The sequence below is a fragment of the Streptomyces sp. NPDC048415 genome, from assembly GCF_040651675.1.
In the GTDB taxonomy this organism is placed as follows: domain Bacteria; phylum Actinomycetota; class Actinomycetes; order Streptomycetales; family Streptomycetaceae; genus Streptomyces.
Genome location: NZ_JBEZKJ010000154.1, coordinates 1 through 12,252, shown reverse-complemented (window position 1 = coordinate 12,252; position 12,252 = coordinate 1). Strand labels below are relative to the sequence as shown.

General features: G+C 68.1%; 10 protein-coding genes and 2 pseudogenes. 6 read left to right on the top strand and 6 right to left on the bottom strand.

Going from position 1 to position 12,252, the window contains the following annotated elements:
* Positions 1-140: 140 nt before the first annotated feature.
* Complete coding sequence (locus tag AB0D27_RS43405; RefSeq protein WP_362520645.1) at positions 141-290, top strand: hypothetical protein; 150 nt, start codon at positions 141-143, stop codon at positions 288-290.
* Between the two features lie 363 nt (positions 291-653).
* Here the strand turns inward: AB0D27_RS43405 and AB0D27_RS43400 are convergent, their stop codons facing one another.
* A complete protein-coding gene (locus AB0D27_RS43400; RefSeq protein WP_362520639.1) occupies positions 654-1,934 on the bottom strand; it encodes an IS701 family transposase in 1,281 nt (426 codons plus the stop codon).
* Between the two features lie 290 nt (positions 1,935-2,224).
* Here AB0D27_RS43400 and AB0D27_RS43395 point away from each other — a divergent pair, with 290 nt between their 5' ends.
* Positions 2,225-3,304, top strand: a complete 1,080-nt coding sequence (locus AB0D27_RS43395; protein WP_362520636.1) for a hypothetical protein — start codon at positions 2,225-2,227, stop codon at positions 3,302-3,304.
* Positions 3,305-3,886: 582 nt separating this feature from the next.
* Here the strand turns inward: AB0D27_RS43395 and AB0D27_RS43390 are convergent.
* Positions 3,887-4,144, bottom strand: a complete 258-nt coding sequence (locus AB0D27_RS43390; RefSeq protein WP_362520634.1) for a hypothetical protein — start codon at positions 4,142-4,144, stop codon at positions 3,887-3,889.
* A gap of 1,016 nt (positions 4,145-5,160) precedes the next feature.
* On the opposite strand from AB0D27_RS43390, the gene AB0D27_RS43385 reads away from it, so the two are divergent.
* Positions 5,161-7,017, top strand: a complete 1,857-nt coding sequence (locus tag AB0D27_RS43385) for a SpoIIE family protein phosphatase (protein WP_362520642.1) — start codon at positions 5,161-5,163, stop codon at positions 7,015-7,017.
* A 167-nt stretch (positions 7,018-7,184) separates the two neighbouring features.
* On the opposite strand, the pseudogene AB0D27_RS43380 reads toward AB0D27_RS43385, so the two are convergent.
* Both AB0D27_RS43380 and AB0D27_RS43375 read right to left on the bottom strand, forming a co-directional pair.
* Positions 7,185-7,640, bottom strand: a pseudogene (locus AB0D27_RS43380) (proteasome accessory factor PafA2 family protein); the annotation flags it as partial.
* Between the two features lie 82 nt (positions 7,641-7,722).
* Positions 7,723-7,899 (bottom strand): annotated as a pseudogene (locus tag AB0D27_RS43375) (ISAs1 family transposase); the annotation flags it as partial.
* A 1,022-nt stretch (positions 7,900-8,921) separates the two neighbouring features.
* Between AB0D27_RS43375 and AB0D27_RS43370 the strand changes: the two are divergent.
* On the top strand, positions 8,922-9,623 hold the full coding sequence (locus AB0D27_RS43370; protein WP_362520632.1) for a hypothetical protein: 702 nt from the start codon (positions 8,922-8,924) through the stop codon (positions 9,621-9,623).
* Here AB0D27_RS43370 and AB0D27_RS43365 read toward each other — a convergent pair.
* On the bottom strand, positions 9,600-9,890 hold the full coding sequence (locus AB0D27_RS43365; RefSeq protein WP_362520629.1) for a hypothetical protein: 291 nt from the start codon (positions 9,888-9,890) through the stop codon (positions 9,600-9,602). The genes AB0D27_RS43370 and AB0D27_RS43365 overlap by 24 nt on opposite strands.
* Before the next feature lie 201 nt (positions 9,891-10,091).
* Positions 10,092-10,523 carry a hypothetical protein gene (locus AB0D27_RS43360; RefSeq protein ID WP_362520627.1) on the bottom strand — a complete coding sequence of 144 codons (432 nt, stop codon included), beginning with the start codon at positions 10,521-10,523 and terminating at the stop codon, positions 10,092-10,094.
* Positions 10,524-10,842: 319 nt separating this feature from the next.
* Between AB0D27_RS43360 and AB0D27_RS43355 the strand changes: the two genes are divergently transcribed.
* Both AB0D27_RS43355 and AB0D27_RS43350 read left to right on the top strand, forming a co-directional pair.
* Complete coding sequence (locus AB0D27_RS43355) at positions 10,843-11,118, top strand: hypothetical protein (protein WP_362520625.1); 276 nt, start codon at positions 10,843-10,845, stop codon at positions 11,116-11,118.
* A gap of 259 nt (positions 11,119-11,377) precedes the next feature.
* On the top strand, positions 11,378-12,252 hold an 875-nt coding region (locus tag AB0D27_RS43350; RefSeq protein ID WP_362520622.1), incomplete at its 3' end, for a DUF2637 domain-containing protein.

Below are 12,252 nucleotides of genomic sequence, written 5' to 3'. Positions count from 1 at the left end.
GCCGAGATCAGGACGTGGCTCGGCAAACACCCACGCTTCCACGTCCACTTCACCCCCACCGGCTCCTCGTGGATGAACCAGGTCGAGCGGTGGTTGGGCCTGCTGACGGACAAGCTCATCCGCCGCGGGGTGCACACTCCGTGGAGGCACTGGAGCAAGACATCAGGGCCTGGATCGACGGATGGAACGAGAACCCCAGGCCCTTCACCTGGACCAAGACCGCCGACGAGATCCTCAACTCCCTCGCCGACTACCTCACCAAAATCAACCCGCCGACCACTGAAACCTGAAACAGACTTAGTCTCGCCATTTCCGGCGCACCACACTAGACGAGGCGCTTGCGGTGCTGCGCAGCCACGGACTGATGGTTCGTCGGCGCCGGGTTACCAGCGGTCGGGTGTTGCAGGACGACTACTTCCTCATGCACGCCGGTCGGATGATGGCACACGAGGTAGTCCGTCAGGTGCCGGAGTTCAGGTATTACGTCGACCGAATCCGGCTCGTCGTCGCTCTGGCCGACGGCCTGGGGGGAAGCCAGCTCAAGCACCGTCAGTACCTACCAGGACTCCGTTAGGTCCATGTCGATCTCGGTCTTGAGTGCTGCCCGCTGGGCAGGGGTTGCTGGCAGGTGGTGCAGACGCCGGTCCAGCACCTCAGGACGGCCTGGAGGGCGTCGAGGGCTTGGTAGAGGGTGGGACAGGGCCGGGCACTTTTGGGGCCAGGCGCTGTTCGGTGAGGAAGGCGTGGGCGGCGGTCACGAGGGTGACGTGGTGGTGCCAGCCCGGCCAGGAACGCCCCTCGAAGTGGTCCAGGCCCAGGCCGTGCTTGAGTTCGCGGTAGTCGTGCTCGATGCGCCAGCGGACCTTGGCCAGACGGACCAGGTCGGCGATCGGGGTGTCGGCCGGCAGGTTGGACAGCCAGTAATCGGTCGGCGCTTCGGCGCCGGCGGGCCATTCGACCAGCAGCCAGCAGTCGGGCAGGATCCCGTCCCACCAGCCCTGTCCGGCCGAGGCCGCGGCTTTGATGGGGCGCTCGACTGCTTTGCCGGCCGGGCGTACACGCACGGCGGCGAAGCGGGAGCGTAACTCCCCTCGCGAGCCGTGCCGCCAGGTGAGCGAGGTGAATGCCTCCTGTCCGAGGCCGGCGGCCAGAGCTGCCAGCGACGGTGCGGTCTGCCGGTAGCGGGGCTGTGGCCAGCAGCCGATGCTCCCGTTGCGGGCCGGTGCGACGGGCTTCGCCTCGAAGGGGTGGGCACTCACGTCCGACCGGACGGCCAGGACGTAGGCAAGTCCGCGCTCGGACAGCGCGGTCCGCAGGTGCGCGTTGGTGCCGTAGGCGGCGTCGGCCACCACGACCGGCGGCCTCATGCCCCAGTCGGCGAGCGTGTCGAGCATGTCCAGGGCGAGGCGCCACTTCTCGCGGTGCGTGACGTCCGCCGGGATGCGGGCGAGGCCCCGGCGAACGGTGTCCGACGCCCACTCCTCGGGCAAAAACAGCCGCCATTGCAGCGGGCAGGACGCGGTATCGGTCGCGGCGTGGACGCTGACTGCGACCTGGCAGTTGGCCCTCTTTCCCAAGGCCCCGCAGTACTGCGGGGCCACCCCGGCCGACATCCGGCCGTCCTTGGGCACCGACACGTCGTCGATCACCCAGGCCGCCGGACCGATCAGCGGCAGCATCCGTTCGCAGATCCGGCGCTGCACTGGCACGGCGTCCCACGTGGACTGGTTCACGAACTGCTGCAGGTTCTGCTCGTTGCCGTCCGGTAATCGCGAGGCCATGGCCTGAATCGACTTGCGGCGGCCGTCCAGCATCAGCCCGCGCAGATAGCAGTCGCCCTTGGCCCGCTGGTCCTTCCGCGGCACCGAGGCGAACACATCCGCCACGAACAACGCCAACTTCGCCCGAACATGGTTCACTTCATGTGCATCCACACACCCACCGTGGTCCCGAACAGGCCCGACCGGAAGACGTAACGGAGTCCTACTACAGTCCGACTTTGTCGGGACTCCGTTGGGTGAGCGGATCGGATCAATCAATGGGCGGGCACGGCATCGGTTGCTGAAGCTGCGCGGGCGTGCAGGACAGTGAGGAGCGAGCACCGGAGAGGGGGGTACGCTGCTGGTGGTGATGACCGATCAGCTCTCGATCCGGCCGGGTGCGTAGTGCTGGGTCCGGTGCCGATAATCGCGGTGTGTCTGTCCATCCGGAGACTCCGAAGAACGTGGAGACCAACGTCCGGCTCCCGCCCTGCGTCTTCGATGCGCTGGCCGCTGTCATGGCGAAGCAGGGCGCCTCGCGGGATGCGACCGTGCGCCGGTTGCTGGCCGAGCACGTCGAGCGGCAGGAGCAGGAGCATCCTGACGACAGGCTGACGCACATCTCCACCGTGTTGCGCTATCCGCCGCCGCCGCGCTGGCGAAACGATCCACGCCAGGATCGGCCCCTGCGGCTGCGGGTGAGCACCGACCTGTTGGAGCGGGCCCGCGCGATCTCCCTGCGACTGCCGGGGCAGTACCAGCGTGCGTTCCGTGACTACCAGGGCCGGATGCTAACCGATGCCGTGGTGACCGCCGTCGCGGTGGCCGAACCGTTCACAGACGAGTTACTGGACGGTCTGCTTCCCCTCCTGCGGCACCGTGCTGCCCGCAACCTGTGGAGGCTGGCGGCCGCCGCGCTCTGCACCGGCCCGGAGACCGAACTTCTAGAGGCGGCCGCGGATGTGCGCGCAGCAACGGCCTGGACGTCCGACACGATGCTGGGCGAAGACGACCAGCGCCTGCTGGCCGTGGTGACGGCGCTGGAGGAGGACGTGGCCTGGCACTCCCCGGCCCGTTTCCAGGTCGTGGCCAATATCGCCCGCGACCTGCTCACCGGTCCGCAGGCCGATGCCAACGAGCAGCTGCTGCAGGAGGAGGGCGAGGCCTGGAACGAGCTGCATCAGGACACCCTCCACGCCGACGAGGAGCATCGGGCATACCTGCAACGGGGAACGACGATTTACGACTGGAGCGGGCGCGGCGGGACCGCGCGCCGCCACCGGCATCAGCGGCCTCGCTTTGGCCTTGATCGGCGCGCCGTGGTGGCTGACCGCCGTGGCCTTCACCTGCTTCGCCCTCGGCCTGCTCATCACCGCCATCCAGTCGGTCTTCCCCCAGGACTCCGTGCACCGGCTTGCCTGGTGGCGCGCCCGCTGGCATCACCAACAGCGGCGCCGCAACCCGCTCTCGGCCCACCGCCAGGCCCTGCGCCACAGGCGACAGACCCCCGGCCGGCGCCCCGACGGACCCGACCGCCACGGTGAGTGACCGCCCACCGGCCACCGGGGATGCCGCCGGTGCGCATCGCCGGTACGTCGGGCTGAACCCCGCACAGCTCGGCGAGCACCCGCCGCCCAGCCGTGTTCCCCGCCGCGCCTAGGACGAGAAGACCGTCGTCAGGCGGCACCCTCGTCATCGTCCTGGGCCTTCAGCTTCGCCAATTCCGTCTCCGTGGCGTGCCGCTGAACGTCTTGGCCACATCCATTAGCGTGACGATGTCGGACTTCGCTACGTCGCGGGCGATTGAGGGGAGAGGGCGGAAGTGCCGAGGTCCTTGATCGTTGGGGCGGACGTCGTACCACTGTTCGGCGATCAGCCGGTGAACGTGGCTCTCGGGGAGACCGAGGAGCGCCGCGATGCCGGGGACGTACTTGGGTGCAGGCGGAGTTTCCATGTGCCACTTGGACATGTTGTTCCACCAAGCAGACGAGCGGCTTCCCTCCTGTCCGCCGGCCTCTCGACTGGCGGTGAAAGGGGAGGCTGGCTATCAGCTCTCTGTAATGGCCGTTGCGGCCTGCTCGACGGCCGGGGCGAGTGGGGAGGCGGTGACTAGGTGGCCTTCGTGTCTAGGACCAGGCGGAGACGACCAGGGCGATGAAGGCAATGCCGAGGGAGAGGGCTCCGGCGAAGGCGATCCCTGCCCGCGTAAGGGCGGTAGGGACGGTCGCATTGTCCCAGAGGGCCAGTGCTGCGGCGGTGATGGCTGCCGCAAGGGACAGCGTCAGCACGATGGCGAGCAGGATCATGACCACCGCGGATCGATCAGGGAACACGCGTAGTACCGCCTGGGGTTTGAGGTTGTCGGACTCGTCGATGCGTTCCACGATTTCCCAGCGAGCGCTGGTGAGCGAGCGGTTGGATGTTGTTGCAGAAACAAGCCGGGAGTTGTGCCGGAACAATTTCGCTCGAGGAGCAGACCGTGGGGGAGCAGGCGCGCACTGGAAGGCCGTGGGCTGCAGCGCGGGGTGGGTGCGCGGAGATCAACGAGCTTGTCGGGACGCTACGGTCGTGGCTGGATGAGGCCGGGGTGTCCGTGCGGCTCCTGCATCAGCGGCTGGCGGCCGAGCATTTCACCAGTGGTCGGGTGCCGTCGCTGAGCAGGCTCCGGGCACAGTTGGCGGGCGAGGGCCTGATGTGGGACTTGGTGGAAGCCGTCGCGGACGTCTGCTTTCCCGAGGATGACATCGACACCGCTCACGGACGGCTGGCGCATCCGCAGCAGTTGTGGGGCCTGGCACGCAGCGCGCCAACGGCTACGGACGGCAGTGGCCCGCAGGTGACCGCGCGGGAAGTATTGGAGGCTCAGCGCCGAGCCCTGACCGCCTACGAGGAACTCAACCGCGCCCGCCGGGCGTTCGAAGCCAGCGAACAGGGCCGGCAGCAAGCCCTCCAGATCGCCACGATCCTGTTTGGCATGCTCGGCCAGGCCCAGTCGAAGGTTCTGGAACTGACCCGGCGTATCGACGGGATGCGGCGCTCCGCGGGGGCTGCAGGCGAGGTCGCGGGTCTGGAGCAGACGCGGCGGCGCGCCGAGGGCCAGGAGATCGAACTGCGCACGCAGCTGGCCCGGGCGGACCGCGAGCGGCAGAAGGCACAGACCGTCGCCGACCACGCCGCGCGCCGGATCCAGGATCTGGAAGCCGCATTGGAGGCACTCACAGCACAGGTCCAAGCCGCCGTTCCGACTGAGGCCACGCAGAGCAGCTTGCTGCCTGCTCCGCTCACACCGCCGCAGCCTGACGAGGCCGGGCTCGATGCCGTGGACGATGCGTTGGAGAAGGTGCGCTTCGTGCTGGATCGGGAGCATGACGCCGTGCAGGAAGCCGCGCAGGACCTCGGCCTGCACGTTGCCGAGCCGGTCGGGACCCCGTCCCGTAACCGGACGATTCCCGGTCAGAGCACAGCGGACGCTTCACCACCTGCCGCAGACAACGGGTCAGTCCAGACGCAAGTTGCTGCGCCATTGTTCAAAACAACTCCGCACAATCCTGTGACCACCGAGTTCGCCGCTCTGGACTCGGTGGCAAACGAACCTGTGCCGTCTCTCGACCGTATGCGGTTCGCCTCCGCCGCCACCGAGCGCATCGCTTCGGGCATCAGCATCGAGGAGGTCGTTGCCGGGTTCGGCGAGGCGGCGGTGCCCCAGTTCGCCGACGGGATCCTCGTCTACCTCAGACAGCCCCTGCAGGACTACGAGTCACTGCGCTTGGATGACGTACGCCTGGCCCATCACCAGCAGGCGCCTTCCTCCTCTCCGGACGCCATTCCTCAGACGCTTCCGGCACCCGAGGAGGACATGAGCGTTGCGGTAGACGGTGCGCTGGCCGAACTCCTGAGCAACGTCCGTCCCGTCCTCGTCGACGACGCTCTGTCCGAGGCCGCACTGACGGAGATCACCGGACGCTCGCTCCCGGATCGATCGAGTGCGCTGATCGCCCCCCTCCAGAGCAAGCGGCAATTGTTCGGTTTCGCTGTTCTCGTCCGCCGCCGCCACACCCCCTTCGATGACGCAGATCTGCTCGTCGCCGCCCAGATGGCGACGCATACCGCCCTGGGCATCGACCGAGCCCTGCTGGTGAGAAGCCAGGCGTACGTCATGGACGAGCTGCAGCGCACCATGCTGCCCGAGACCCTGGCACAGCCGACCGGCGTGCAGCTGGCCAGCCGCTACCTCCCGGCCACCGAGACGGCACGGGTGGGCGGGGACTGGTACGACTCCATCCCCCTTCCTGGCAGTCGCGTTGCCCTCGTGATCGGGGACGTGATGGGCCACACCAACGTGTCCGCCGCCATCATGGGCCAGCTACGCACCTCCCTGCAGACCCTGGCAGGGCTCGACCTGCCACCACAGGAAGTGCTGCACCACCTCGACGAGCAAGCACAGCGATTAGGCCCGAACCACATAGCGACCTGCATGTATGCCGTCTACGACCCTGTCGCGCACAAGCTCGCCATCGCGAACGCGGGGCATCCGCCGCCCATCCTGCTGCACGCGAACCACCGGGCCGAGGTACTCCGGGTGCCGCCAGCCGCGCCCATCGGCGTGGGCGGGGTGTACTTCGAAGCTGTCGAGGTGGACGCACCAGCCGGTGCCACGCTGCTGATGTACACCGACGGCCTGGTCGAGTCACGGACGCGAGACGTGTGGACCGGGATGGAACACCTACGTGAACAGCTCTCCGCCGTCGGACGGCTGGCTGGCTCCACTCAGCCACCGCCACTGGAAGCCGTGTGTGACTCGGTCCTCAATCAACTGGGCGGCCCCGGCGACAGCGTCCGAGAAGACGACATCGCGCTGCTCGCGGCCCGTTTCAACGGAATCGCACCGAGCAATATCGCCTACTGGTTCCTGGAACCCGACGATTCGTCTCCGCGTAGAGCCCGACATCTCGCCCGGAGGGCGCTGAAGCACTGGGACCTTGAAGAACTCACGGACAGGGTGGAACTGCTGGTCAGCGAGATCGTCACCAACGCTGTGCGCTACGCGAGCCATCCCGTCACCTTGCGGCTGCTACGGACCAACGCGCTGCGCTGCGAAGTCGCCGACGACGTGCCGAGCCTTCCCAGAGCTCGACTGACCGACCCCCTCGATGAGGCAGGACGCGGGCTCATCGTGGTCAACAAACTCGCCCGCCGCTGGGGTGCCACCCGTCTGTCCACCGGCAAGGTGGTCTGGTTCGAGATCGCGCTGCCATAAGACGAACTCGCGCCCCGCGCCGGACACCTGCTCCATCACGGACCGGGAACCGGCGCTCATCTGTGACGCGCCGATGATCACGACGGTGTGCCGTCGGCAGCAGTCTGGTGGGAGAGCGGCTGGTCGTCGGCGATGTGACGTGCTGGGGCCCTCGCCCGGCCATCCAGCTGGCTGAGCTGGAAGCCGTGCTCGTGCCCGTCCTGGCCGATGCCGACGCGGCCCGCTCCGGTGACGACTTGGCGTGAGACGAAGAACGGCGTGAGGTGGCGCACGATGTCCGAGAAGGGGGTTTCCCGCTTCATCAGGTAGTTCTCGTGCGTGCCGTAGGAGGCGCCCTTGTTGTCGGTGTTGTTCTTGTAGAGGTGGATCGGCTGGGCGCCGGGGAGCTGGGCCGCGCGCTCGGCGGCCTCGGCCTTGATGCGTTCGCCGGCCTTGTCCCACGGGTTGGTGACTTCGGGGGCGCTGTATTCGGGGTGTGCGTGGTCGACGTAGAGACGCGCGCCGTTGGTGAGGATGACATTGGCGAGGCCGAAGCCTCGGGCGTCCCGCAGCGGGTTCTCCTCCTCGAGGATTTCCTTGAGGGTGACGATGTTCCCGACGCGCTCGAACTGCGCAGAGCGCACCAAAAGCCCTGCCAGGGCCCAGTGAATGCGGCAGGGCTTTGAGCCAGGGCTTCGGCGTAGTTGGCGGGCGTCCGTTTCGTGATCACTTGAGCCCGAGCAGGCCGAGCGGGCGGTCCGCGTTGCGGGCGTTGTGTCGCAGCGCCGCGGCGATGCTGGTCGCGCCGGCCAGCCGTAGGGCGCCGATGGCGAGGTTGCGCCAGGTGGCCATCGCCCGGGGCGCGTTGCCGGTTCGTAGCTGTGAGGCGTCTTCGGCGAACGTGGTAGGCCCAGCTTCTGGAGCTGGATCGCGGTGGCCGCTGAGCGAGAAACATAAACTCGGCCCCTTGAATTGGCCCGGGGCCGGGGTCTACTTGTGAGTCGTGTGTTCGTTGCGCGCGGGGTAGTGGCTCTTGGAACACTGGGCGTGCCGGTTCGACAGGACGGAGCGGGGGACGTGGGGTGGCAACGTGCCGTTGCATACGGTGCCGTGGGCGGCGGTCTTGTGGAGATCGTTGTGGTCTTCGGATGCCTGGTGGACTGGCAAGAGGCCCGTCGTCGCGTACGGCGCGCTCGTCGTAGGCGCCGGGCGCCTGCCCTCACGGAGTACATGGATCCCGTAGCCGACTCCTTGGTGGCGGCGACCCGGGTCTTTCTGGGTGGGCTCGCCGGTTGGGTCTTCCACAGCCAGGTCACAGGAGCTGCGGCCGCCGTCGCCGTTGGAGCTGTGGCACCCGCGCTCCTACGTCAGTTGGCGACTGCTCGCACGCTACGGGCGGTTGTCGCGGGGGATACTTCAATCGGAAGCCAGATCCGCGGAACGGAGCAACTCCCAACCGATGGGTCACACGGGGAGGAAGACAGCGCATGACGGGAGGCGTCGCTCGCCGCTATTGGAACTCCCTGACCGAAGCCGACGGTGTCAAGCGTGGCGAGCGAGCGCCCCTGCCCCGGGCTTGGCGGGGTCATCCATTGTGGCGCCGCTACATTGCTTCCCTCCTGGACGTCCCGCTTCGACCGTTGGGCTCTGCCTCTGGGCCAGGGCGGGATGGGTTGCCGAAACCCCCATCAGAACCGGCCGCGGTAGCCGGCGAGAGGCGCGACCCCCCTCACCCCACTGCTATCGCTGACGCTCCCGGCACAGAGAGACTTCAAGGCGACCCTCCTCCGGAAAGTCCCTTCATACGGTGGCGCGGCAACGTCCGCGTTGGCGCGCTGTACGCGCGGCGGGAGGCGGCGGTGCGCCGACTCCGAGCAGCGGAGCGCCGGGACAGGGAGCGCAGGTGGGCAGCCGAGCGTGTCAGGTTGGCCCAGGAGACGGCCGCCCGCCGGGAACGCTCCCACACCGAGGCGGCCCTGGCGGCGTCCGAGGTGGCCCTGGAGCTGGCCCTCGCGGAGGCCGCCGGGCGGCTCGACGTCGTACGCTCGGCGGCCGAGGGTGTGGTGGATGTCGCCGCCGAACTCGGTGACCCGGGCCCCGCCGACGAGATCGGGGACGCCCTGCGCGCCGTCACCGAGGCACTGACCGCGCGCTCGGCCGCTGAGGCCCTGATGGCGGTCGCCGAGCTGGAGGGCTGGCTGCCCGACGCCGAGCGCCGGCTGGACGAGCTGCAGCTGGCCTTGCAGCGGCGCCTGGACCTGGTGGTGGCGCTCAGGGACGCCATGACCGGCGAGGGCTTCGTCTTCGAAGGCAGTGACGATCAGGGCGGCAGCTTCCGGCTGCACTTCACGCGGTCGACCGGGGCAACGTACGAGACCACGGTCGCCACCGAGGACGACGGCACGCTCGTCCTCGTCTACCACGTGGCGGGCGAGCCGGACGGGACCCTGTACGCCCCGCAGGACGAGACGGTGTGGGACACCACCGAGGCACTACTGGAGCGGGTGCACGAGGCGCTGGGCGGCGACGACGGCTTCGTACCGGGCGAACTGACCCGGGACGGCAAACCGCCGGGCCGTCTCCGAACTCAGGGCAGGGCTAGATCAGCCGCCCGCGAGGGCGGGTGAGGCACCGGGCCCGCGCGGTGAGGGCATTTCGGCGTCGTACGACACCAGGGTGGACGCCGCGGCGCCGGTGGGCTGAGCGACGACGATGACGCGGCCGTCATCCAGGAGCGTGGCGAGCGCTTCATGCGGGCCGTCCGGCACCGCCTGCCGATACGGCATGGTGCCGGGCCGACGCATCAGTCCGGCCACGAGCCAGGCGAGGCGGGAGCGGGCGTTCCTCGACTCCCCGGTCTTCGCGGCCATAAAGCGCCCGCTGAACTGAGGCACGATGCGAACATGTCCGCCATACAAATCCCCAGCTCAGCACCATGTTTCTGCAAGCTCGGTCGGAAAACTGGAGATCACGGGCGCATGCCAACTCGCGTGTTCGCATCGTCTTTCCGAGTCCGGTCCGCAGGCGTCGCATGGCGTCATGACTCCTGCGGACTGGCAGAGGGTGATCGTCGACGCGGCGGCGCTGGGGATTTTTCAGGTCCAGCTCATCGGCGGTGAGCCGACGGTCAATCCGTACTGAGTCCAGTTCCCCACGGTGAAGGACCGGGTGTAGGCGGTCTCCCAGCCGTTGCGCATGTGGACCTTCAGCCGGGTGTTGTGTGTGGAGTCCTCGCAGATGCCGATCTTCGCCATGGCCGGGTCCGAGGCTCGTTGCACCAGATAGACGAGCCCTGGTTCGGTGTCGTTGAATCCGGTGAGTTTGCAGCTGCGGGAGTTGCAGGCGCCCTGGCCGCGGTAGAGGTTGCCCAGGCAGGGGTTCACGGGGCCCGAGCAGTCCATACAGGTGCCCGCCCAGGGGGTGTTGGTGTTCTCGAAGGCGTCCGGGTCGTGCGGGCGGAACCGATAGGACAGTGCCCTGTCCCACGCCTGTTGTTTGGTCAGTGGGGTGTTCGGGGCGCAGTCCATGCAGGCTCCCTGGCCCTGCATGATGTCGTGCAGCCGCGGCTGCACCGCGCCAGCGCTGGCAGATGGCCGGCCACGGCTCCTCGACCCGTTCATATGCGGTTGTGGGTTCGACAAGACCCTTGCGGCGCATGATGGCGACGGCCAAAATCCGGATCGATCGCCCGCTGGGCGCAGTACTTGCAGGCCATGGCGCCCTGGCGGACTGCCTTGATCAGGACCTTGATCGGTTTGCCCTGGCGCGGGCAGCCCTCGTTGAGACAGATGCTCTCCACTCGCGTTCTGTTGTTGGTGTAAGGCTCGAGCAGCTTGACGTTGGAACTTGGCGATCGTCTTCGCCAACTCCGCCTGGTCCAGCCGGTACTTCTGCGCCCGCGCGCGGTCGGCGCAGTTACCGCAGCCACGCGGTGCGTCGCCGTGTTTCCTTGCCTTTGAGGCGATGCTGTCGTACGTCGGGTCGATGTCTGCTGCGCACCTCTCGCACGTGCTGGGCCACGCTTCCTTCGCCCTGGTGAAGGCGGTCTTCGGCTTGCAGCCGTTGCGCAGCATCAACTGCCGCGCCTCCTCCGGATCGACCGGTCGTCTGGACACAATGTGACCACCCGGTGTGCTTGCCCCATAACGTCGCAAAGACTGTACGTGCCAGCACCGACATTCCTCCCCGAACCCAAGAGTTGGTGCAAGGGTTGGTGGAGGGGTTGGTTTGCGTGAGCGGTGTGTGTCGCTGGGTGGCATGGGTTTAAGGGTGTTGTTGTGGGGGAGGGTGTCGTGTTGCGTGTTGTGCGGCTGGGTACTGGCCTGGTGTGGGGGCGTGTGGGAGGCGGGGGAGTGTGGGGGAGCGTCGTCGGTTAACGCGGGTGCAGCGGTTGTTGGTTGGGCTGGTCGTCGCCGGTGTGCTGTCCATCGCGGGTATCGGCTTTGCGGGTTCGTACGCGGCCGTCCGTGAGCTCGCCGTCAAAAAGGGGTTTGGGGACTTCGCGTACGTCTTTCCGATCGGCATCGACGCCGGCATCTGCGTCCTGCTCGCCCTGGACCTGCTCCTCACCTGGATCCGCATCCCCTTCCCCCTCCTGCGCCAGACGGCGTGGCTGCTGACGGCGGCGACGATCGCGTTCAACGGCGCGGCGGCCTGGCCCGACCCGCTGGGTGTCGGGATGCACGCGGTGATCCCGGTGCTGTTCGTGGTGTCGGTCGAGGCGGCCCGGCACGCGATCGGCCGGATCGCGGACATCACGGCCGACAGGCACATGGAGGGCGTCCGCCTGACCCGCTGGCTGCTCTCCCCGGTCCCCACCTTCCTCCTGTGGCGCCGCATGAAGCTGTGGGAGCTGCGTTCCTACGAGCAGGTCATCAAGCTCGAGCAGGAGCGCCTGGTCTACCGGGCGAGCCTGCGTTCCCGCTTCGGTCGCGCATGGCGGCGCAAGGCGCCCGTCGAGGCGGTGATGCCTCTGCGGCTGGCGCGGTATGGCGTCCCGCTCGCCAAGACCGCGCCCGCCGGTCTTGCCGCCGCCGGCATCGAGGCGCCGATCCTGTTCACTCTCGAGCGGGTCTCCGCCCCCGCCCAGCCCGAAGACTCCGCGCTCGAGGCCACGGCAGAGCACGAGCCGACAGCGGCTGAGCTGGACAGTGCGGAGCCGCAACCGGTCCAGGCCCCGGTCTCCCCTGCCATGCCAGAGCAGCTACAAGATCCGCAGGAATCGGCCGAGGAGACCGCTGAGCGGTTCGCCGAGGC